19 protein-coding genes and 1 pseudogene are annotated in these 22,341 nt (G+C 66.0%); 10 read left to right on the forward strand and 10 right to left on the reverse strand.

The genetic code is table 11. The features are described from left to right. Window positions 1–45 precede the first annotated feature (45 nt). From MC375_RS01965 to MC375_RS02010, 10 genes and pseudogenes are all read left to right on the forward strand, one after another. Window positions 46–960 carry an alpha/beta fold hydrolase gene (locus MC375_RS01965; protein WP_242101600.1) on the forward strand — a complete coding sequence of 305 codons (915 nt, stop codon included), beginning with the start codon at window positions 46–48 and terminating at the stop codon, window positions 958–960. Window positions 961–1,104: 144 nt separating this feature from the next. Beyond that, window positions 1,105–2,088: pseudogene (gene cysK, locus MC375_RS01970) on the forward strand (cysteine synthase A); the annotation flags it as partial. Between the two features lie 192 nt (window positions 2,089–2,280). Continuing rightward, window positions 2,281–2,616 carry a glutaredoxin domain-containing protein gene (locus MC375_RS01975; RefSeq protein WP_242102928.1) on the forward strand — a complete coding sequence of 112 codons (336 nt, stop codon included), beginning with the start codon at window positions 2,281–2,283 and terminating at the stop codon, window positions 2,614–2,616. A gap of 209 nt (window positions 2,617–2,825) precedes the next feature. Then, a complete protein-coding gene (locus MC375_RS01980) occupies window positions 2,826–5,645 on the forward strand; it encodes a reprolysin-like metallopeptidase (RefSeq protein ID WP_242101601.1) in 2,820 nt (939 codons plus the stop codon). Between the two features lie 206 nt (window positions 5,646–5,851). Next, window positions 5,852–6,160, forward strand: a complete 309-nt coding sequence (locus tag MC375_RS01985; protein ID WP_242101602.1) for an EthD family reductase — start codon at window positions 5,852–5,854, stop codon at window positions 6,158–6,160. A 118-nt stretch (window positions 6,161–6,278) separates the two neighbouring features. Further along, entirely contained in the window at window positions 6,279–6,689 is a 411-nt protein-coding gene (locus MC375_RS01990) for a RidA family protein (protein WP_242101603.1), read from the forward strand. Window positions 6,690–6,754: 65 nt separating this feature from the next. Next, complete coding sequence (locus tag MC375_RS01995; RefSeq protein WP_242101604.1) at window positions 6,755–7,201, forward strand: hypothetical protein; 447 nt, start codon at window positions 6,755–6,757, stop codon at window positions 7,199–7,201. Window positions 7,202–7,288: 87 nt separating this feature from the next. Further along, entirely contained in the window at window positions 7,289–7,729 is a 441-nt protein-coding gene (locus tag MC375_RS02000; RefSeq protein ID WP_242101605.1) for a tetratricopeptide repeat protein, read from the forward strand. 78 nt (window positions 7,730–7,807) lie between these two features. Further along, window positions 7,808–8,236: a GNAT family N-acetyltransferase gene (locus MC375_RS02005; protein ID WP_242101606.1), complete on the forward strand. Its 429-nt coding sequence runs from the start codon at window positions 7,808–7,810 to the stop codon at window positions 8,234–8,236. Between the two features lie 10 nt (window positions 8,237–8,246). Beyond that, window positions 8,247–9,782 (forward strand): beta-lactamase family protein, encoded by a 1,536-nt coding sequence (locus tag MC375_RS02010; RefSeq protein WP_242101607.1) that lies wholly within the window; start codon window positions 8,247–8,249, stop codon window positions 9,780–9,782. Between the two features lie 50 nt (window positions 9,783–9,832). On the opposite strand, the gene MC375_RS02015 is transcribed toward MC375_RS02010, so the two are convergent. The 10 genes from MC375_RS02015 to MC375_RS02060 all read right to left on the reverse strand — a co-directional run bounded on the left by MC375_RS02015 (window position 9,833) and on the right by MC375_RS02060 (window position 22,319). Next, window positions 9,833–10,999 carry a redoxin domain-containing protein gene (locus MC375_RS02015; RefSeq protein WP_242101608.1) on the reverse strand — a complete coding sequence of 389 codons (1,167 nt, stop codon included), beginning with the start codon at window positions 10,997–10,999 and terminating at the stop codon, window positions 9,833–9,835. A 5-nt stretch (window positions 11,000–11,004) separates the two neighbouring features. Then, window positions 11,005–13,521 (reverse strand): TonB-dependent receptor, encoded by a 2,517-nt coding sequence (locus tag MC375_RS02020; RefSeq protein ID WP_242101609.1) that lies wholly within the window; start codon window positions 13,519–13,521, stop codon window positions 11,005–11,007. Window positions 13,522–13,871: 350 nt separating this feature from the next. After that, window positions 13,872–14,987 carry a FecR domain-containing protein gene (locus MC375_RS02025; RefSeq protein WP_242101610.1) on the reverse strand — a complete coding sequence of 372 codons (1,116 nt, stop codon included), beginning with the start codon at window positions 14,985–14,987 and terminating at the stop codon, window positions 13,872–13,874. Then, window positions 14,984–15,568, reverse strand: coding sequence for a sigma-70 family RNA polymerase sigma factor (locus MC375_RS02030; RefSeq protein ID WP_242101611.1), 585 nt, complete (start codon window positions 15,566–15,568; stop codon window positions 14,984–14,986). Before MC375_RS02030 ends, MC375_RS02025 begins: the two co-directional genes overlap by 4 nt. 220 nt (window positions 15,569–15,788) lie before the next feature. Further along, window positions 15,789–16,991, reverse strand: a complete 1,203-nt coding sequence (locus MC375_RS02035) for an MFS transporter (protein WP_242101612.1) — start codon at window positions 16,989–16,991, stop codon at window positions 15,789–15,791. Next, complete coding sequence (locus tag MC375_RS02040; RefSeq protein ID WP_242101613.1) at window positions 16,988–18,469, reverse strand: FAD-dependent oxidoreductase; 1,482 nt, start codon at window positions 18,467–18,469, stop codon at window positions 16,988–16,990. The genes MC375_RS02035 and MC375_RS02040 overlap by 4 nt, the downstream gene beginning before the upstream one ends. A gap of 10 nt (window positions 18,470–18,479) precedes the next feature. Then, entirely contained in the window at window positions 18,480–19,073 is a 594-nt protein-coding gene (locus MC375_RS02045) for an arsinothricin resistance N-acetyltransferase ArsN1 family A (RefSeq protein ID WP_242101614.1), read from the reverse strand. Further along, window positions 19,064–19,600 (reverse strand): MarR family transcriptional regulator, encoded by a 537-nt coding sequence (locus MC375_RS02050; protein ID WP_242101615.1) that lies wholly within the window; start codon window positions 19,598–19,600, stop codon window positions 19,064–19,066. The genes MC375_RS02045 and MC375_RS02050 overlap by 10 nt, the downstream gene beginning before the upstream one ends. 112 nt (window positions 19,601–19,712) lie before the next feature. Then, window positions 19,713–20,828 (reverse strand): DUF2891 domain-containing protein, encoded by a 1,116-nt coding sequence (locus MC375_RS02055; protein ID WP_242101616.1) that lies wholly within the window; start codon window positions 20,826–20,828, stop codon window positions 19,713–19,715. A 198-nt stretch (window positions 20,829–21,026) separates the two neighbouring features. Further along, entirely contained in the window at window positions 21,027–22,319 is a 1,293-nt protein-coding gene (locus tag MC375_RS02060; protein ID WP_242101617.1) for a vanadium-dependent haloperoxidase, read from the reverse strand. Window positions 22,320–22,341 lie beyond the last annotated feature (22 nt).

A 22,341-nucleotide genomic window follows, 5' to 3' on the forward strand; every position in this document is an offset into this window, starting at 1 on the left:
CCCGCTGTGCCAGCGTCCATGAGCACCACTCCAGGGAACCCCTCCATGCTGCGCGGACCAGACTGGCTCGATCGCGCCGAATTCCCGTTCGTGTCTCGCTTCTGGCCCGGTCGCCACGGCAACCTGCACTACGTCGACGAAGGCCAAGGTGAAACGCTGCTGTTCGTACATGGCAACCCAACCTGGTCTTTCATGTTCCGCAAGCAGATCGCCGCTTTGCGCGACAGATATCGATGCGTTGCAATCGACCACCTTGGATTCGGACTTTCCGACAAGCCAAAAGCCGCGCCCTATGGCCCGCGCCTGCACAGCGAGAATCTGTCGCAGTTCATTTCGGATCTCGACCTGAGGAATCTGACGCTGGTGCTGCACGATTGGGGCGGCCCGATCGGCATGGCCTATGCGTTGGATCACCCGGACAATGTCGCGCGCCTGGTCATAGTAAACACGCACTTCTGGTCGCTTAAGGGCATCCGCGGGGCGGAGATCTTCAGCCGCGTGGTCGGCGGGCCCATTGGGCGCGTGCTCTGCCGCCGTTTCAATGCCTTCCCGAGGTATGTGATGAAGGCGGTCTACGGGCGCTCGGGCACTCTGCCGCCCGAAATCCATCGTCACTACATGGCTCCGTTTCCGACTCCCGACTCGCGCCACGGTCCGTATTGTTTTGCGAAGGCCATCATTGGGGAGAGCGAATGGCTCGCGGGGCTCTGGAGCCGGCGCCACATTCTTCAGACCAAGCCCCTTCAGATCATTTGGGGTATGGAAGACCCCGTTGGTACGCCCGACAAGCTTCGTCGCTGGGAAGCGGCCTTTCCAGATCACCGGACTGCGGTGCTCGATGACTTCGGCCATTTCGTGCCGGAGCAGCTTGGTTCGGACATGGCTCGCATCGTTGCCGCTTTCGTCGAGGAAGTCGGCAGTGAAGTCTGTCCGGATCCACGTCGCCAACGGCGTCGATAGCGGTATTCGGATACCGCGACCCGGGTTGAAGGCATCCGCACCACGCTACCGCCCCGGCGTTGACAGCCCAGATCATTGGGCAGAGTGTGCTGGTTGCGGCGCGGCGATCCTGTCCCGCGCCTGCCGACCGCGGAGGCCACTCCCATGCAAGACAACGGAACCTGCAAGTACGACAACATCCTGGGGACGGTCGGGAATACGCCGATCGTACGGCTGACCAAGCTCGCGCCGCCGCATGTGAACTTGTTCGCCAAGATCGAGGCGTTCAACCCCATGGGCTCGGTCAAGGACCGGCTGGCATTGGGCATCATCGAGGACGCCGAGCGTCGCGGCACGTTGTCGCCAGGGCAGACGGTGATCGAGGCGACCAGCGGCAACACCGGCATCGGTCTGGCGATGGTGTGCGCGGTGAAGGGGTATCCGCTGGTCGTGACCATGGCGGAGAACTTCAGCGTTGAGCGGCGCAGGATGATGCGCTTCCTGGGTGCGAAGGTGGTGCTGACGCCGGCCTCGCTGAAAGGCAGCGGCATGCTGGCCAAGGCGGTGGAGCTGGCGAATGCGCATGGTTGGTTCCTGTGCCGCCAGTTCGACAATGAGGCCAATGCCGACATGCACTCGCGCACGACGGCGCCGGAAATCCTGACCGCCTTCGAAGGCGAACGGCTCGACTACTTCGTCACCGGTTACGGCACCGGCGGCACGTTGAAGGGCGTCGCGCGCGTACTGAAGGCGCAGCGCCCGGACACGAACATCGTGGTCTGCGAGCCGGACAACTCACCGATCCTGGGCAGCGGCATTGCACAGGCGCGCGATGCGGACGGCACGCCGAGCGAGAGTCATCCCAGTTTCCGTCCGCACCTGATGCAGGGCTGGTCCCCCGATTTCATTCCCAAGCTGACCGAGGATGCGGTGGCGATGAAGCTGGTTGATCGCATCCTACCGATCAACGGCGCAGACGCGGTCCGGCTGGCGCGCGAACTCGCGCAGCGCGAAGGCATCTTCGTCGGCATCAGCGCCGGCGCCACGCTCGCGGGTGCATTGCAGGTCTGCGCATCGGCGCCCGACGGTGCAACGGTGTTGTGCATGCTGCCGGACACCGGCGAGCGCTATCTCAGCACGCCGTTGTTCGAAGGCGTCGCCGCGGAAATGTCCGCCGAGGAAATGGAGATCTCGCGCTCGACGCCGGGGGCCCGGTTCGACGCGCCGCCACCGGCGCCACCGGCGACAAAATCGGCGAGCCCTGTCCCTGCGCCTGCGGTCTCGGCCGAGGTGGAAGCGTTCGTCGCCCAGGTGCTCGCCGATCGCGAACAGCCGTTGGTGATGTTTGCGCTGGAATGGTGCGAGTTCTGCTGGTCGCTGCGCAAGCTGTTCGCGCAGTGCGGCATTCCGTATCGATCCGTCGACCTTGACTCGACCGCGTACCAGCGCGACGACCGCGGCGGGCAGATCCGTGCCGTGCTCACCGCGCGCACGGGCAGCAAGACCATCCCGCAGGTCTTCGTTGGTGGCGAGTACATCGGCGGCTGCACGGAGACGCTCGACGCATTCAGGGAAGGCCGACTGCAGGACTTGTTCCGTGACCACGGCGTTGGCTTCGACGAGAACGTGCGGATTGACCCCTACACCTTGTTGCCGGGCTGGTTGCATCCGCGCTGAGCGGTCGTTCCGGCGCGATCTCGGGGACCCTTGTTGCCTAGCGCGGGTCATCGCGTGCGTTTGAAAACGTGACGCGCATTGCAGGTTTCGAATCTCACGGCCTTTCGGCTGTCCGGCAGTGAAATGCGCTGGCGTTGTCCCCGGTGTCGGCGCTACCCCCCGTTGTCGCTGCGCTGCGCCGGCTTCCCCCGATGCCGAGGACCTGAGTCATGACTACCCATTCAACGTTCCGGCGCGGTGCCCGCTGGTGGGCCGCGATCGGCTTGGTTGCGTTGCTGGCATTGGCGGCGCACGCATTCGCGACCTGGATGGCGGGACCTGCGCCCGCGAGCAGGCTGGACGCCGGCGCGGTCGATGCATCGCAGGGCGGCTCGGGCGCGGCGGGAGCGGCTCCCCGCCTGGTGCTGGTGGCGCTGCAGGAGAACGGCGGCGCTTCGCCCGACGGGATGTGGCAGACCCTGCCGGCGGTGCAGCTGCCCGATCGGTTCCCCGCGCCGACGGCCTTCGTGCCGCTGACGCTCAACGAGCAGATGCTGGAAACGCGTCTGCGCGGCACGCCGCGCGAGACCTTCGGGCCGATTCCGCCGCAGACGCAGATCTATCTGCCGCGCGCGAGCGGCGGCTTCGTGCAGATTTCGCTCGCGCAGAGCCAGCTGTTGGAGCCAGGCCTGGCCAGCCAGTACCCGCAGATCAGGACCTATGTGTTCGAGGACGAGCGCGAAGGGTTCACCGGGCATATCACGGTGGGCACGCGCGGCGTGTTCATTTCGGGCCAGACCGACGACGGCATCCTGCGGGTGGAACCGGTGGAAACCGCGGACGGCCGCGTGTACCTGAGCTATCGCGACCAGGACCGCACCGACGGCGCCAACGACTTCCACCAGGATCACGACGATCACGAACCGGTACCGGTGCCGCGCTTCTCGGCCCAGCTGGTGGCGCAGATCCAGGCCAACGCCATGGTGGAAGCCGGCACCCAGCTGCGCATCTACAGGCTGGCGGCTTCGACCACGGGCGAGTTCTTCCAGGCGCGCGACGCGGGCGGCGGGCAGGCGGATGTGCTGTCGTCGATCGTGGCCGACGTGGCCGGCGCCAATGCGGTGTTCGAGCCCGAGGTGAGCGTGCGGCTGGTGGTGGCCGATGCCAGCGAGGACGTGATGTACAGCGACCCGGACACCGACCCCTTCGACAACACCCAGAGCCCGTGCACGCTGCGCGACGCCAACCGCGACAACAACAAGGTGGCGCTGAACGATGCGGACTACGACATCGGCTTCCTGTTCGCCACGCGTGCGGGCGGCGGCGCCAGCGGCTGCGCATGGTTCGTGGTCTGCCTGACCACCGACGACACCCTGCACAAGGGACGCGGCGCGGGGCAGATGGGCAACAACGGCATGAACAGCGCCAGCGGGCTGCTCGCGCATGAGGTCGGGCACCAGCTCGGCGCGCGGCATACCTTCACCGGTTCGGCCGGCAGCTGCACGCTGGTCGAGTTCAATGCCGGCGACAGCGAAAGCGGCTACGAGCCGGGCAGCGGCACCACCCGCATGTCCTACAACGGCAACTGCGGCACCGACGACGTCGATACCTCGGTGGTCGGCGCGGGCTCGTACTTCCATTCGCGCAGCTTCGACGAGATCGTGACCAATGTGTTCTCCGGCGACGGCGCGACCTGCGGCACGCTGGTGAACACCACCAACTCGCCGCCCAGCGTGGATGCGGGCGCGGACTACACGATCCCGCGGCAGACGCCGTTCGAACTCGACGGCTCGGCGACCGATGCCGACGTGCTCACCTACAACTGGGAGCAGTACGACCGCGCAGTGACGCAGCGGCCGATCAATACCGATCCGGGCGATGGACCGATCGTCCGCTCGGTGCCGCCGGGCGCGTCCAGCGCGCGCATCATCCCGAACCTGCAGGACCTGCTCGACGGCATCACCCGCGCCGGCGAGATCCTGCCGCAGGTGGATCGCGAGCTGAACTTCCGCCTGATCGCGCGCGACAACCGCATGGGCGGTGGCGGCGTGGCCTACGACAGCATGCAGATCCAGGTGGTAGGCGACCCGTTCTTCATCCTCTCGCCCAACAGCGGCTCGCTGGCCGCAGGTTGCAGCGTGCCGCTGACCTGGCAGGTGGGCGGCGGCTCGGTGGCGCCGCAGGTGAGCGCGCTGTTCTCCAGCGACGGCGGGCAGAACTTCACCACCCCGCTGGTCGGGCCGACGGCGAACGACGGGGCGTCTTCCTTCGTGGTGCCCTGTTCGCTGGGTTCGGACAACCGGATCAAGCTGCAATCGGTGGACAACATCTTCTTCGACATCAACGATGAGGACCTGACCGTCACCAACACGCCGCCGAGCGTGGAGGTGAGCACCGCTGGCGGTGCGGTCGACAACGCCTGCGAGTTCACCGTGCAGTTCACGGCCACGGCCACCGATACCTGCGGCGTGCTGGCCGGCGATGTCGATGTGGACCTGATCAAGGGCGCCAACAACTTCACCCTGGGCACGCCGACGATCAATGTGCAGCAGGTCTCGTCCACGCAGGTGGATGTGAGCGGCAGCGTGGTGGTGTCCGGCCTGCTCAGCTCGCCGGCGCAGCTCACGGTCAGCGTCACCGCGCAGGACGCGTGCGGTGCATCGACCAACGATACCGCGGTGGCGCAGGTGGTCGACGACACGCCGCCCACGATCGCCGTCAGCCTGGATCCGGACCGGCTGTGGCCGCCCAACCACAAGATGGAACCGGTCTGGGCCACCGTGGTCGCCACCGACAACTGCCCGGTGGTGAACTACGCGCTGACCAGCATCATCAGCGACGAGCCCGACAATGGCGTGGCCGACGGCAATACCGTCGATGACATCCAGAATGCCGCGATCGGCACGCCCGACCTGCAGTTCGACCTGCGCGCCGAGCGTGCGGGCAACGGCGACGGCCGCGTCTACACCGCCACCTACACGGCCGTGGATGGCTCTGGCAACGATGCGCAGGACTCGGCCACGGTCGAGGTGCCGAAGAACAACAACTAGCGCGGTTCGGGGATGGAAAACGCCGCCGCCCCCTTGGGGCGGCGTTTTCTTGTGGGGCTGAAACTGGCGGCCCATGGCTGATGCATACTTCGCGGCAGCCCGGCCCCGTCTCTGTTGGGTGTTGGCATTCTGAGTCGGTATCCCCGCCCCGGCTCTGCAGATGGCGAATCGCAACATCTTGACCAGCAAGAGAAGGAGCGCAGTTCATGGCGACACTTCTGGTTCTGTACAAGAACCCGACCGACCCCGCAGCCTTCGACCGCTACTATTTCTCTACCCACGTTCCGCTTGCCCGGAAAATTCCTGGCCTGCGCCGCTATGAAGTCAGCGCGGGACCTATCACCACGCCGCAAGGCGATGCGCCGTATCACCTGGTGGCAACGCTGAGCTTCGACTCTCTCGACGCGATACGGCAAGCGCTTGGTTCGCCAGAGGGACAGGCCACCGCTGGCGACCTGGGCAACTTCGCGCAGGCGGGTGTCGAGCTGCTGATGTTCGATTCCAAAGAGGCATGACCCCCTGCATGGACTCGCGGACACTTGGCTCGCGCGCAGGCACGCCTGACAATTCTTCCGGCCAAGCCGCTTCGCGAGGGCTCGGTTCGGGCATCAGACCTTAGAGGAACCCTTTCCCGTGCGTACCCTGATTGCTTCCGGCTCCCCGCTCGAGCCGCAGATCGGCTTCTCCCGTGCAGTCCGCGTGGGCAACATGCTGGCGGTCGCAGGCACTGCGCCCATCGCCCCCGATGGATCGGTGGCAGCGCCAGGGGATGTGTACGGCCAGACCAGGCGCTGCCTCGAGATCATTGCCACCGCCATCAGCGATGCCGGCCTGGGTCTGGACGATGTCATCAGGACCCGGATCATGCTCACCGACATCGGGACCTGGCGCGAGGCAGCCAGGGCGCATGGCGAGTCGTTCTCCGAGATCAGGCCCGCCTGCACGTTCGTGGAGGTGGCCCGCTTCATCGACCCAGGCTGGCTTGTGGAGGTAGAGGCCGACTGCGTCGTGCAGGAGCGCGCTGCGCAAGGATCCGAAGTCTGATCGTTCATTCGGGCCGAAGCCGCTTCGGAGCTCGGTGCAATCCAGGCGTTAAGCCCATAGAAGATATGCGCACACTGAAAGCCGGCGCGCTGTATTTCGTCCTGGTCTTTGGGGCTGGGTTCGTGCTGGGCTCCATCCGCGTTCCCTTCCTGGTCCCGCGGCTCGGCGCGCGATTTGCCGAGCTCCTCGAGATGCCGGTCATGCTGGCGGTGGTTTTCATGGCGGCGCGTTACGTCATACGCCGCTACGCCCTGGCAGATCGCCGCACCCGATTGCTGATGGGGACGATCGCCCTTGTGCTTCTGGCATCGGCGGAGTTGTTGCTCGCCTTCCTGATGACTGGGGCCTCGCCGTCTGCGTACGTCGCGTCCCGCGACCCGGTCTCCGGTAGCGCCTTCTTGGCCATGCTCGTCCTGTTCGCCGTTCTGCCAGCCTTGCTGCCATCCGGCGCAGTGTCTGACAATCCGTTCAAGCCGAAGTCGGTTGGCGGCTCGGATTCGTTCAAACGTTAGGTAGCTATGCGACATTACGGCAATCTGCTTTTAGTCCTGGCGCTTGTCCTGAGCCCCTTGACGCCTTTTACCGCCCGGGCTCAGACGATGGAACTGTCCGACGCAATTCACGGCAGAGTGGTGCAACTCTCCAAGGAGGGAGATCAGCGCGCCGAAGGGGGTCACTATCGGGCGGCCGTCGAGAAGTACATCGAGGCATTTGAACTTCTGCCAGAGCCGAAGACCGACTGGGAAGCTTGTACTTGGCTGCTGACCGCGATCGGTGACGCGAATTTCAAATCCAGGAACTATGAGCACGCGCAGGCGGCTCTGACCGACGCCATGGGCTGCCCGGGTGCAATCGGCAACCCCTTCATCCATCTGCGGCTTGGCCAGTCGCAGTTCGAGCTCGGCGATCTGCAACGGGCCAATGAGGAGTTGACCCGCGCCTACATGGGCGCCGGCAAGGATATCTTCGCGGAGGAAGATCCCAAGTATTTCTCACATCTCAAAACGGTGCTTCGGCCGCCTGCCAGTGGCGAGTGGTAGCCATCTGGCGATTCCTTCAAGCCGAAGCCACCTCGCGGCTCAGCGCAACTCAGACGTTAGGCTTCAACAGGTGACCATGTGATCCAGTGGAGCAGTTCAACGGATGCAATCGACTGGTCGGAGCTGTCCGAGATGTATCGGCTCGCTCCTCTCGGCAACAAATCCCCCGATTGGCTGGCAACCGCGTTCTCGAACAGCATGTTCAGGTTTTTTGCGCGGGACAACGGCGCGCTGGTCGCCGCCGGACGCGCCGTTGCCGACGGGGTCGATTGCTCCTACATCTGCGACATCGCCGTCCACCCCTCGCATCAGGGCCAGGGCCTGGGGCGTGATGTCATCCAGCGCCTCATCGCCGCATCCCAGGGGCACAGGAAGATCATCCTCTACGCCGTCCCGGGCAAAGAGGATTTCTATCGCAGATTCGGGTTCCGCCGCATGAGAACGGCCATGGCCATATTCGAGAATGCCGGTCAGGCGGCTGCCAATGGCTATACCGATGAAGCCTGAGCATTCCCCCATGAAGCCCGGCCCCATCTTCTTGATCGGTCTAGTCGCGCAGACGCTGGTGGTCGGACCGGTGGCGGCTGGCTGCGCTGAGGCGCCACCGCCGGCTGGTTCGCGCGAGAGCGCGTTCGTTCGACAAGTCGTCGAGCGTATGCCGTCCTACCTGCACGATTTCAGCGTTCCCGGCGGAGCAGTTGCCGTCATCGAGAATGGCGAGGTGATACTCGCACGAGGCTTTGGCATGGCCGATGCCGCCACCAAGACGCCTGTCAGCGAGCGAACACTGTTCAACATCGGCTCCACGTCCAAGTCCGTGTCGGCCTGGGGCGCCATGCGGCTTGTGAGCGAGCGCAAGCTCACGCTCGACGAGCCAGTCGATGCGCGGCTCAAGCGATGGCACCTGCCGCCGTCCAGCCACGACATCACGGGCGTGACGTTGCGGCGGCTGCTCAGCCATACCGCCGGCCTGTCGGTTTCGGGCTATCGCGGTTGGGGTCCGGACGACCTGATCCCGACGCTCGAACAGTCGCTTTCGGGCAACGCAAACGGCGCGGGAGCGCTCGCTCTGACGGCCACGCCGGGCACCGCCTGGTCGTACTCGGGTGGCGGTTACACACTGATGCAACTGCTCGTCGAGGAGACTGCGCAACGGCCCTTTTCCGACTACATGCGGGACGCGGTGCTCGGTCCGCTGGGCATGACCGAGAGCAGCTTCAGCCTCACGCCACTGGTGCTCGGACGGGCCGCCCGCGCCTACGACGAACTCGGCGAGGAGACGCCCACTCCGAGGTTCGTCGAAGTCGCAGCGGCGGGCATGTATGCGCCCATCGGCGACATGGCGTGCTATGCGCTGGCGACGATCGGCGGCGTCCGGGCCGCCCCCGTGCTGCCGGCAGCCATGCTTGATCAGATGACCTCGGCAGCGCCCGCCACCGATGGCCGCTTTGGCCTGGGCTACGCGATCCAGCCGCACGGCGAGGGATTCCCGGACGGCGTCGAGCGGGTGGGCCATGACGGCGGCAATCGTGGATGGCAGAGCTTCTTCTGGGTGAGCCGCGCCAAACGCGACGGTCTGGTCGTTCTCACCAACGGCTCGAACGGCTGGAACGTCTCAAACCAGCTTGTGGCCGACTGGATGGAATGGAAGACAGGCACGCGGCTGCCGATCCCATCCTCGATCGCCGCGACCATCCTGAGGCCGCTCCATGAGGCTGGAGTCGCCGCGGCGATCGCCCGCTACCAGGCACTGAAGGCCGCCGCCCGCAACGGCCATATCTTCAATGCGAACGAGCTCAATCGGCTCGGCTATTCCCTGCTGCACAAAGGGCGGGTGCATGACGCGATCGCCATCTGGGAACTGAACGCCCGTGAGTATCCCGACGACTGGAATGTGCACGACAGCCTGGGCGATGGTTATGCGGCGGCAGGCCCCGGTTATGCAGGCAAGGCGATCGCAAGCTTCCGTCGATCCCTGGACCTGAATCCCGCCAATGCTCACGCGCAGGAGATGATTGCCAGAATCCAGCGAGGCGAATCAATCGGGCTCTAGGGGAAGCAAGCGACGCGCGTGGCCAGCGCGACCCGGACATCCAGCGAGGATCAGGGGGATCGATCGCCACCTGCCGCCCTGTACCCGGCAAGTGTCTTCTCCATGTCGGCCATCATCTCTGCCGAAACGTCCTTCCTGCCGCGGGCGATGGACATGGCCCGCTGCTGTGCTTCGATCGCTTGCTTCCCCCGGCCGAGCTGTTGCTGCACCCGGGCCAGCGCCAGCAGATCGAACATCGCGTTGAAGTCGTCGCCCTGTCCGGCGACGGCGGCTTCCAGGTAGGTGGCGGCCGTTTCGTACGCGCCACGCGACAGACCCGGTCGATAGGCGATCACGCTGCCCACGGTGCTCGCCATGCCCAGGGACATCTCACGGCTTTCGGCGGCTGCATGCGCCTTGCGTGCAAACGCCAGCGCTTCGGCCTCGTCGAGGTGGAGCATCGCGGTGAATCGATCTCCGAATACCCGGCCCTCCCGTTCTGGATCCTGCGCGACGAGCCTGTCTGCCTCCACGAGCACGGCCCGATAATCCTTGCGTTCCATCGCCTCATCCAGCGGTTTCATCAGCTCCTTGTCCGCCAGGTATAGCTTCATCTGCTCGCCGAGTTCGCGCTGCAGTTGGCGTGCCGCCGCGAGGTCGCTGGCTCCTGCGACGGCCTGTTCCACGGCGCGCTCGAATCCCAACGAAGCCTCCGGATCGATCGGTATGCCGACATAGGCCAGCCTGCCATCGCGACCGATGATGAACGCCGTGGGGATGGCATACATGCCGGCAGTGCGCATCCAGGACGTGAACATCGGCTTGCGCACCGGATCGTCCATCGCGACGGTGTAGTCCATATCCCGTCCCCGGCCCTGGACGAACTGTGTCACCGCGGCAACGCTCGCCTCGCCGCGCTCGGATTGGCGCACGTTGATCCCGATGACCGTCAGCTTGCCCTGGTAACGACGCGCCACATCGCTCAGCAGCGGCATCGACTGCCGGGACGCGCCACACCAAGTGGCAAAGAATGCGACCACGTACACGTGGTCCCGCTCGAAGGCCTCGACCGGGTCGCCCTTGATCCAGGCCATGGGCACCAGCGGCGGCGGGGTATCGCCGATGGCGAATGTCGGTGCATCGGCGGCGTCGACATCGGCCGCAGCGGAGGGTCCCGGCACGAGCCAAACCAGGCAGGCGGTGAGGGAAAGGATGGCCAAGGCTTTCATGATGCGCATGTCGTTCACCACCGCTTGGCGATCTGCATGGAAACCGTGCGGCCCAGCGGGCTCGCGTTGGCCGCGTCGTAGTGCGAACCCAGGCCGCTGAATCCCACGTAGGGCGGCGGCTCGTCGAACAGATTGGTCACGATCAGCGACAACGACAGCCCGTCGATGAGCGTGTTCCCCTTCGGCGCGAACGCATAGCTCACGACCCCGTCCACGGTGGTGTACGAGTCGACTGGTCGATCGACGGCGCCAGAGGTATCGATGTAGGAGTGCGTGTAGTTGACGTTGAGGTTGGCCGATAGCTCCCGACGCACCCAGGCCAGGCTGCCGCGCATGCGCCATTCGGGCGGATTGGCGAAAGTCCCCGCGAGGTCGTACGGTGGTGCGCCCGGCGACACGCGATTGAGCATCTCGCGGATGTGGTTCGCGTTGAGCCCGAGTTCGAAGCGGTTGTCGCCACGTTTGAACCGGTAGTCGATGTTCACGTCGTAGCCGCTGACATCGACGCGCTCGGCGTTGGTGAACAGGTACCGGTACACCGCAAACACCTCGCCCAATGGGTCGGGACCGAACATCCCGTCCGTGTAATCGTCGAACACCGCGCCGTCGGCGACATACGCCTCGACCAGCGCCCGCACTTCTTCGGGCGAGTCGTAGTAATCGATGAACTGCTGCAGTTCCGGATTGCCCAGCGCGCCCATGTCCAGAGGCGGCAGCACGATGCGGTCGGAATAGGAAATATCGTAGTAGGTCAGACCCATATTCAGGCCGGGCGCGAACTCCGGCTTCCAGTCCAGGCCCACCGTCCAGTTCTCCGACTCCTCCGGCTTCAGGTCGTCCGAGCCGGCCAGAGTCACCACTGGCACGAAGTCGGTGCCGTCCGCGTTGAAATAGGGCGCGACATCGAGCGCGAAGACGCCCAGGTCGCTGAAGCGCATCTCCTCGCCCACGGACGGTGCGCGGAACGAGGTGCTGTAGCTCGATCGCAGGGTGAGCGACGTCGTGGGCGACCAGGACAGCCCCACGCGCGGGTTGGTCGAACTGCCGAAGTCGGAATAGTCGTCCCGCCGCACGGCAAAGGTCATGTCGAGCGCATGGATGCCGGGCACGGCATTGGCGTCGCCCACGATCGGCACATACAGCTCCGCGAACAGCGAGTTGCTCCGCCTGCTGATGTTCTGTTCGAGGTTGTTCCGATCGATCGTGCGCCGGTATTTCTCGTCCTTGTACGAGGCGCCCATCGCCAGCTTCGCCGCCCCACCCGGCAGCTTGAACACGGGACCGCTGGCGCGCACTTCGCCGCCGCGCTGCTGCTGGGTCCGGTGCTGGTTGAAGACGCTGTCCAGATCGCCTTCGAGGGTGTAGGACACCTGCCGGTTCTTGGAGTCCTCGTCGCTGACGAACCCGTCCACGGTGAACAGCCAGTCGTGCGGCACCCGGTACTCCAGGCTGACCAGCGCGTTGCGCCGGATCGGCTTGGCGAAGTTCTCGGTGTAGTCCCAGTCGGTGGAAACCAGCTTCCGCTCCGCATGCGAGTACTGCACGTCCGTACTGAGCGTCAGCGCGTCGCCAAGGTCCTGACTGGCGGACAGCACCATGCTCTTCAGGGTGTTGGACGGAAAGATCGACGTCGGGTCGTCGACGTCCTCCGTGGCCTCGCGCTGGTCGGCCATCAGCTCGCCCTGGCGCAGGTACTCGGCGCTCAGCATCAGGCGGCCGCTGTCCCAGCGCTTGCCGAAGCTGTGCGAGAGCCGTAACTCCTCACGCCCGCCATCGGTGGTACCGCCATAGGTCAGCCGGGTCTCGGCCGTGTCGTAGTCCTGCTTGAGGATGATATTGACCACGCCCGCGACGGCATCGGCGCCATAGATGGCCGACGCGCCGTCGGTCAGGATCTCGATGCGCTCGATCGCATCGATCGGAATCAGCGAGACGTCGGTGAAGGTGCCCGCCGACGTGGCCGCGATGCGCCGCCCGTTGATCAGCACCAGGGTTGCCGTCGTCCCCAGGCCACGCAGGTTCACGCCGGACCCCGCCGTTGCATTGAACCCGCGCTGGCCTCCGATGCTCATGTTGACATCGGCCACCGCGCCTGCCTGGCCACCGCGGAAGTTCTGCGGCAGCGCCTGCAGCACCTGTTCGGTTCCGGAATAGCCGCTGCGCCGGATGTCCTCGGCATCGATGACTATCAAAGGTGTCCCCGGCGGCACCACGTCGCGGATGTTCGTTCCGGTGACGATCATGGTTTCCAGGTCCGTCACTTCGGGGGGCGCCTCCGATGCGTGCGTGGCACGCCTGGTCCGCGTGGGCGGAGCCGACGGTTTCTTCTCCGCCTTGATCAGGGTGATGATGCTCGGGCTGAGGAACCGGTAGCTCAGGCCCGTCCCCTCCAGCAGCCGGCGCAGCCGCGCCTCGGGTGCCAAGCCGGCCGGCGCACCCGGGCTCTGCACGCCATCCACCAGTTGCGAGGCGTAGACGAACTTGAGGCCCGTCTGTGCCGTGTACTGCGCCAACGCATCTTTCAGGGGCATTCGACCGATGGCGACGGCCGGCGCGGTGGCGGGGGTTTGTGCGCGCACAGAAGCAGGCACCGGGCCGCTCAGCGCGACAAGGGCCACTGCGCAATGCAAACTCAGAGTTCGAACACGCATGTAAGGGTTCCGTCCGGTGCTGATGGCGCGGGCATCGCGACGGCCGTTCCCCGGCGAGCCGTGCCCACTGAAGAAGTAAAGAGTCTGCGGCGAGCAGATCGGGTACCGCGCCGCAGCAGGCGTTTCGCGCCCGGGTATTCGATGACCGGGTTCAACGAGCCCATGGCTTCTTCGTGCACGCTGCGGCGCGTTGAATCGGTCGGCGCGGTGAGACCTGCCGCGGCGCGGTATCAACGACGCTCGGTCGTGCGGCGCCGCACGATCACACCGTCTGCGGTGGTGTCGGCGCGCAGCCCGGGCAGGCTGTCGAGGAAGGCCCGGAAGGTGACCTCGTCGTGGATGCCGAACGTACCGGACACCTTGAGCTCACCGATGGCGTCCTCGCCGATGCGCACCTGCACTTTGCTATAGCGGTTGAACTCGGCCACGACTGCGGCCAGCGGCTCGTCCTCGAACACGATTTCCTCGCGCGTCCACGCCACCGCCTTGCTCGTGTCGACCCCGCTCTGCGCGGCGACAGTACCGGACGCGGAGAGATGCGCCCGCTGGCCGGAGCGCAGGTCGGCGAGCGGCCTCTGCGCACGGGCGGGTTGGGACGCTTCCGGCAGGTCCCAGACATTGACCCGCCCTTCCACTACGGTCACCGTTGTCTCGCCCGCCTGGCGATAGACATCGAAGACGGTCCCGACATCCTCGATCAGATACGGGCCGGCGCGCACTTCGAACGGGCGCGCCGGTTGTTGCGCGATGTCGAACAGGGCTTGGCCATGCGCGACCTCGACCCGCCGTTTCGAGCGGTCGAAACGGATCGTTACCGCGGATTCGGAGTTCAGCCGCAGCCGGGTCCCGTCCGGCAGCCGCCAATCGCCCTGTTGGCCGTGCGCCGTTGCGTAACTGCGCACCTCCGTACGCCACATCGACCAGGTCAGCACCCCGCCGACGATGGCAAGTGCCAGCATGGCGGCGATGCCGGCGCCCCAGGCGAATGCGCGGCGGCGCGGTCGTCGGTGCGCAGTGCGCCGCGTGGCGGCAACCCCCGCCCGACCGGCAGAGGCCGGAGACCCGCCGGCGGCTTCGAACTCCACCACGTTGTCCTCGGGCCCCAGCTGAGCGAGCAGATCTTCCAGCGCAACCGGATCCTGCTTCGCGGCACCGGCTGCGTAACCGGCGATCGCCGCCACTTCCAGGTATTCGGCGACGTGCTGCGGGGAGGCCTGCAACCACCGCATGAAGGCATGCGCCTGGGCCGGCGCGAGGGCGCCCTCGCGGTTGGCTACGAACCACTGCGCGGCCTCGAGCGCAATCTGGGCGTTCATGCCCTGCAGCGGGATGCCGGACTCGTTCATCGGTGCTCCGCCAGATCGCGGCGACACAGGGCAAGTGCCTTGACCACATACTTCTTGACCATGTGGGTGGACACGCCCAGGCGCTTGGCAATATCGGCATAGCTCAGGCGGTCGCGATACTGCATCAGCATGACGGCCCGGTGTCGCGGAGGCAGGCGCCGCAGCGCTTCCGCCAATCGCCGTTCCCGGTGTTCGCGCTCCAGAAGGTCCTCGGCCCTGTCTTCGCGCGTTTCGAGTTCGGGAAAGACCTCGGTCACGTCTACATGCCGGGCACGACTGCGGTGCAGGACCGCCTCCTCTTTCACCAGGTTGGCGGCAACCGTGAAAAGGTAGGCTTCGGGATCGGCGATCGTGGTCGCTTCGCCACGGTCGGTGTGCAGGATCCGCAGATAGACCTCCTGGACCAGGTCCCGGGCATCCGCGGGTTGGGCCAGGCGCTTGCGGAAATAGCCCAGCAGCCATCCCTCGCGACGCGCGAATACCTGCGTCCACAGGTGCTGGCGAGACCCTGGCTCCGGCGTCGACGGCCCCGGTGTCGTGGTCTCAAGGCCAGGATCTGCGGATGGCTTGGCGCGGTCCATATCCAGACTATAGAGCCGGCTCGGGGACGATCGGGTACCCGAAAGCGGCCTTTGCCGCACCCATGAACCCAATACCCGCGACAACGACGCAGCATTGGTTGTGCGAGATCAAAGGGGTGAGGAACGTCAATTCCTCCATGCACGGTGGCTACCCCTGGTTTGGCCGCCATCCACGACGACCAGGGACATACGCTGTATTTCGGCGAGCCGCTGCAGCGGCTCACGTTCGTCCGGTGCCAGGCAGCCGGCTCTGCGCTGCGGATGTCGGCAGTCGACGTGCCAGCGGCAGGGTGAGGGCAAGCAGCCCACCGATACCGGCCAGCACGAACGACGTGCCCACCAGCCATGCCGCCCCCGCCGCCGCGACCGGAGCCGCAGCGCGGGCGAAGCCCTGCACACGCGCTACCTCTCCGTTCCAGCGTCCGGAATCGGCGACGCCATACAGCGTTTGCACCAGCCAGGGCCGTGCCGGTGTTTGCAGGCCCGCGCCCAACCCAAACACTGCAACGCCTGCCGCCACCCATTCCGGCGAGCGTGCAAAGACGACACCTAGCAACCCGATTGCCTGCAACGCGATGGGAGGCATCTTCATGGCGCCCGGTGAAACCCGCCCGCGGCCGCGCAGCAACCACATCCGTCCGGGCACTTGCGCCAGGCCCAGGGCTGCCAGCACGAACGCCGCGACCGGTGCCGACGCGCCACGTTCGATCAGTAGCGGAATCAGCAGCGTGGTCAACGCCATGCTGGCCAGTGTCCCGGACGCGAAGATGGCCACCAGCGTTGCCAGGTACGGCGGCCACGGGAGACGGGCCGATTCTTCCTTCCGTTCGGCAACGTGAGCAGCCGGTAGCGCGGGCACGACGTATCGCTCCATCGTCCAGGCGATCAGCATCACCACACCGACGCAAGCCAGCACCGCGATGCGCCAGCTCCATCGCTCGACGATTGCAGCCAGCAATGGCAGGAAGACCGTGCTCGCCAGGCCGCCCAGTACGGTGACCGCGGCAAGTGCCTTCAACCGGTGGCCTTCGTCGGTCACTGCCCGGATCACCAGCGCGAAGGCCGGTTCGTACAACAGCATCGCCATGGCGATGCCGATGCTGAGCCAGCCCAGATAGAGCATGGCTGCGCCCTGCGCAAGCGCGACGAGCAACAAGCCCAGGATGGCGAGCCCGACACCGAGCCGCGTCAGGTTTGCCGCGTGTCCGGCATCGAGCCATCGCCCGATGGCCGGCGCTGCAGCGGCCATCGCACCCAATCCGACCGAGAACGCGCCTGCCACGGCCATGCGCGAGAGGCCGAGACTGGTTTCCATAGGCATCAACAGCACCGAGAAGCTGTAGTACAGCACGCCCCATAGCACGCACTGACACAGGCCGAGCAGCCAGATGGCGCGACGCAACGCCACCGGCATTGAGTTCATCGACAGCACGCCACCGGGCGAGGTGCCTCAATCACGGCAGGCTTCGAACCACAGCCGCAGCCCGATTTGCCTTCGGCCTTGGCATCCGCGTCGCGAACGCAGCAGGCGTCGACGTTTGCTGGTGCGGGGCCGCCGCAGCATTCACCGGTCTTACCTGTCGCCTCTGCCGCTACATTCTCTTCGTTGGCAGGCACCGGGCCGCAACATGCGGCTCCGGCTTGCGCGCCATCTTCCTCCGCGAACTGGGTGATGCACACGCCCGTTTCGGGCAGCACCAGCTCCACGCGTCGGGCGGCTTCCCAGTCCCCGGCGACCGCAGCCACCACCGAACGCACCTGCTCGTAGCCGGTCAGCAGCAGAAAGGTCGGTGCACGTCCGTAGCTCTTCATGCCGACGATATAGACACCCGCGTCCGGATGCTTGAGCTCCTCCGCACCATGCGGCCGCACGCTGCCGCAGCTATGCTGGTTGGGGTCAATCAACGGCGCCAGCGCCATGGGCGCTTGGGTGCCATGATCCAACGCTATCCGAAGCTCCGAGAGCAGGTCCAGGTTCGGACGGAAGCCGGTCGCGGCAACGATCTCGTCGACCGGTCGAAGCGCCGTCCCTTCGGCATGAGCCACAATGCCCTCGGCCGTTTGCTCAAGACGCTCCAGATGGAAATTGGTCGCCACCGCCAGCACGCCATCGTCTACCAGTTTTCCAATGGCGAGCCCGAGTCGGCCCCGCTCTTTTAGCTGATCGTGTTCACCACCACCCAACACTCGACCCAAGGAAGAACGGCGAATCGCCCACTGGATCCGCATCCCAGGTTCCTGACCCGATAGACGCGCGAGGTCGAGAAGCGCGTTGAAGGCGGAGTGGCCACCGCCAATAACCAGAACGCGCTTGCCCGCATAACGCTCTCGATGCTGACCCAGCACATCGGGAATGCCATAGAAGATGTGCTCCTGTACGGCACGCTCGCCCAGTGCTGGAACGCCGGAAGCACCTGCCGGATTGGGCGTATCGATCGTGCCTGATGCATCGATCACGGCCTGTGCGATCACTTCATGCTCGCCGACAGCGTCCACGTAGCGGACGACGAAGGGCACATCATTTCGCAGACTGTCTTTCATGCGATCGCGGCGTTGCTTGGCAACATCGGTCACCCGCACGCCGGTACGCACGTGGGGCTGAATCTCTGGCAGAGCGGCCAGCGGCCTTAGATAGCGCTCGACTACTTCGCTTCCGGTCGGGAACTGCGTCAGATCAGGCGACGTCCAGCCGTGGCGCCGCAACAGCGCTCCGGCCGCCCGGTCGATGTTGAATTCCCAGGGAGAAAACATGCGCACGTGCGCCCAGCGCAGCATGCCCGCGCCAACGGTAGCGCCGGCCTCCAACACCAGCGGCGTCAGTCCGCGCTCGAGGAGGTGGGCGGCAGCGGCCAGGCCGACCGGGCCGGCGCCGATCACGACGACAGGAAGCACTGTGTTCATGCAGGTTCTCTCAAATAACGGCCGCGGCTTCGACCGCAGGCTGGATTTCAGGAATGTTCTCGGCGATCAGGCGCTCGACGATGACGACATCGAGCCATCGCCCTTCGAGTTGGCCATGCTTTTCGTAGACGCCGACTTCGCGGAAGCCGACGGAGCGGCACAGCGCGCGGCTGGCGGTGTTGAACGGGAAAATGCGCGAGAGCAGCTTCCAGTAGCCCCGATCGCGGGCGACATCGATGAGCGCCAGCATCAGCCGACGGCCAACGCCGCGTCCGCGAGCGGCTGCATCCAGATACACGGAGAACTCGCCGATGCCGGCGTAACAGTCGCGGGGACGATATCCGCTGAGGCCCGCCCAGCCGATCACGGCGTCGGTGTCGTCCGTGGCCACCAGGAGCGGAAACCGCGCCAGGTCGGCCAGGCGTTGTTCGATGTCGCCTGTGGTTCGAGGTGCGGTTTCGAAGGTTGAGGAGCGTTCGGCAATGCCCTGGTTGTAGATGCCTGCGATCGCAGAGGCATCGGCGGTACGGGCGGGTCGAATCTGCGACATCGGCATCTCCTTGTTGTTAGTAGCAACTAATTGGACAAAAAAACTCAGCCGCACTTGCCGCTCTCATCTGTACCGCACGCCGGCGCACAGCTGCCGACGCTGACGCCTGAGACGAAACGGGATTGCGCGGCACGCGCCAGGCGCTGGATGAGTTCGGTCGCCCCTGCTCGAACCCGCGGGTCCAGGTCGCGCAGCAGATCGAGCTGTTGTTCGATCAGTTCGCCGTTGATTTTTTCGTACAGCTTCCGTCCTTCCCGGGTGATGCGCAGGGACACGGCGCGCGCGTCCTCCGGATCCGGCAGTCGCTCTACATAGCCCTTGCGCACCAGGGCATCGACGACACGGGTCGTGGTGCTTTTGTCCAGCCGCAAGGCCTCGGCCAGCGCCTGGCTGCGGCTCGGCCCGCGCTCTGCCAGCACTTCCAGCGCATAGCACTGGGTCACGGACACGTCGTAGCAGCAGATCTTGTCCCGGTCGCGGAACTGGTAAATCCGCACCAGGTTCGAGACCGCCGCGTGCAGCGTTTCGGCGTCCTGCCGGAGGGCGCTGTTGGAGATCGGCTTTGAGCCCGGATTGGCCATCGTCCAGCCTGGCGATAACGTTGTTAGTGACAACTATATGCGCTGGCGCGGGCGTGTCAACTCCTCAGGCGCTGGGCGCTGAGGACGGAGTTGGCGCGCGGCCGCCCCAGCCTTACTCCCTCCCCGCCTGGCTGGTCAGATACACCGCAAACGTCCCCAGCCAGTGACCGCCTTCGTAGTGTTCTCCGGTCACTGCCGGCAGCGCGGTCGCGCGGTGGCTTGCCGCGGCGGCAAGCAGTGCTGGCACGCGTTTGTCGGCCGGCTTCAGCCCATGGGCGATTCCTTCGAGCATCCACGCACGACTCAGGTTGAGCCCGTCGATGTGCGCCAGCTTGGGATCGGTGCGGTCGGTCACCACGCCAGGCGGCAACCATTCGTTACCGCCTGTCGACGGAATTCCGGGCAGGAAGGCCTGGAGCCATTTCGCAAAATCGTCGGCTGCGAGCACGCGCCGCATGAAGTCCGCCTCGGCCAGGCATGGCGACAGGAAGTCCTGGCCCGAGGGCTCGTAACCGAGGGGACAGTCACGATCGCCGCGATAGAAGCGCGCCGCGGCATCCGTGAGCAGCGCGGTCATCCCGGCATCGCCGGCGACGCGCGCCCAATCCCAGATCAGGCCGAAGGAGAGCGCGGTCTGGTCGTGCTCGCCGATGCGAATGGGATAGTGCAGCTTGGGCAGCCAGTCCTTCAGCTTGGACGCGGCGAGCGATTCCAGCGGTGACAGCGCGGCCGCCCACTGTTTCGCCTGCGGATCGTTCCATCCGCGCAATTCTGCCGACAGCTGCAGCAGCCACGCGAGCCCGTACGGACGCTCGAACGATGCGCGCTTCTCGTGCCCGAGGTATTCGACTTCACCGGCGATGTTCTGCGGCGTCAGGCTCAGCGCGAGCGCGGCACGCGCTTCTTTCGCGAACGGCGCCTCCGGGAAGCGGCGCAACAGCCGCACGAGCAGCCAATGCCCGTGCACGGCGGAATGCCAGTCGTAGCAGCCGTAGAACGCCGGCGTGAGCGCGCGCGGCGGCCGCACATCGGCATCGCCCTGCATGACGTGGGAAATCTTGTTGGGATATTCCTGGTGCAGGCAGGCGAGCGCGAGCTGCGCGAAGCGGGCCGCGGCGGCCTCATCGAGCGCGTCTGGCGAACCCGGGCCGGCGGGACGCGCCGCCTGGGCAGTCGAGCCCAGGAACAGGCTCGCACTGAGCATGCTGATCCAGAACGATCGGCGCACGATGACTACTCCCGCTCCGGCCAGCATTCCCGCTGCAATGACGGGAGCTTATGCAAGCCGCCCCGGTCCAACAAGCCGCCGTGCGGCCGCACGCATGGGATCGACGCGGACGAACGATCGCCTCGCGTCGATGCACGCTGCACGCTTGAGGCATGCGGTGCGGTCGCACACCGCGACCGCACCGCCGTCGCTTGCCGACTACAGCGGCCGCAGCTGGGTGTTGTAAACGTACCGCCCGACGTTCTGGCCCAGGTGCAACGAGGCCAGGCAGCCGCTGCGGAAATGCATGCCGCCGTAGACGCGGGCCATGGCCGATTCGGCCGCGGCCTGCGACAGGGTGTCGTAATGGCGGGCCGGAGTGCCGAAGGTGAAGGGCACGTTGTCGGTGCCGAAGAACGAGCGCAACACCTGGGTCGAACTGGCGATGGTGCTGGGCAGGCCGCAGGGATAATCCGGGTACGGCGGGGTGGTGACGTAGGCGTTCCAGTCGGGGTCGGCCGTGGTCGCGGGATTGCCGTCGCTCGCCGCTGCGCGGATCGCGGTGTACGGGCGCCAGAAGTTGTAGCGGAACTTCGCCTTGAACACCACGATCAGGCCGTCGTTCACGGCAATGTTCACGAGCGCGAACAGGCGCGCGTTCTGCCACAGGCTGAGATTGCGCCCGGCGACGATGGTGCGGGTGTAGCCGTTGACGTTTGCGCCGCCGAGCACGCCCCAGTGCATGGCGATGAGGCTTTCCTCGGAGTCCGGTGCGGCGGCGCGCACGAGCGCCGAGCCGAGCGCCTTCACTTCGTTGAAGTCGCGCGTATAGGTCGGGCTGGTCAGGGTCTGCAACGCGCTGCGTCCGGGCGTGAACTGCCACGAGCTGCTCAACGCGAATGGGGCGAGGTTGCCCCAGTTTCCGAACTGCGGATACGGCGCGGGCGCAGGCGGCAGGGGCAGCGTCGGCTGGTAGACGCCCGGCGCGGGCGCCAGCGTGTACGGAAGATGCGGCATCTCCGACCCGTCGCCGACGCGCCGGTCGATGATCGCCTGGCCCGCCGTGGTGCCGACGGCGATGCCGGCATCGATGCAGGCCGGATATGCGGCGGGGCAGGACAAACCAGCGAGATAGCTGGCGTAGAGGCCTTCGACGATGGCGTCCTGCGCGGGCGGCAGGGTCTCGACCAGCACGGTGCGCGCGGCGGCGGCGATCGCGGCCTCCTTCGAGGCATTGGGGTTGGCGGCGCCGATCGGGTTGTAGCTGCGGTAGCGCGGCTGGATCGCGTTGAGGGCATCGTGAATGGCGACATGGGTCATGGCGAACACGCGGTACTGCTGCGGTGGCGCGCCCGCGCCGGCGATGACGCCATTGGCGATGGCATTCCAGTCGGTGACGGCGTCGGCGGACGCAGTGACCGGCAGCAGGGAGGCGATGGCGCCTGCCAGCAGCCAGCGCAACGGGAACGGACGCGGGGGCGTCCTGGTCCGGGACAGGGGATGCGGTTTCATGGAAGTGTTTCCTAGAGCGCGG

Source organism: Lysobacter sp. M2-1, from assembly GCF_022662495.1.
Taxonomy (GTDB): domain Bacteria; phylum Pseudomonadota; class Gammaproteobacteria; order Xanthomonadales; family Xanthomonadaceae; genus JAKPBU01.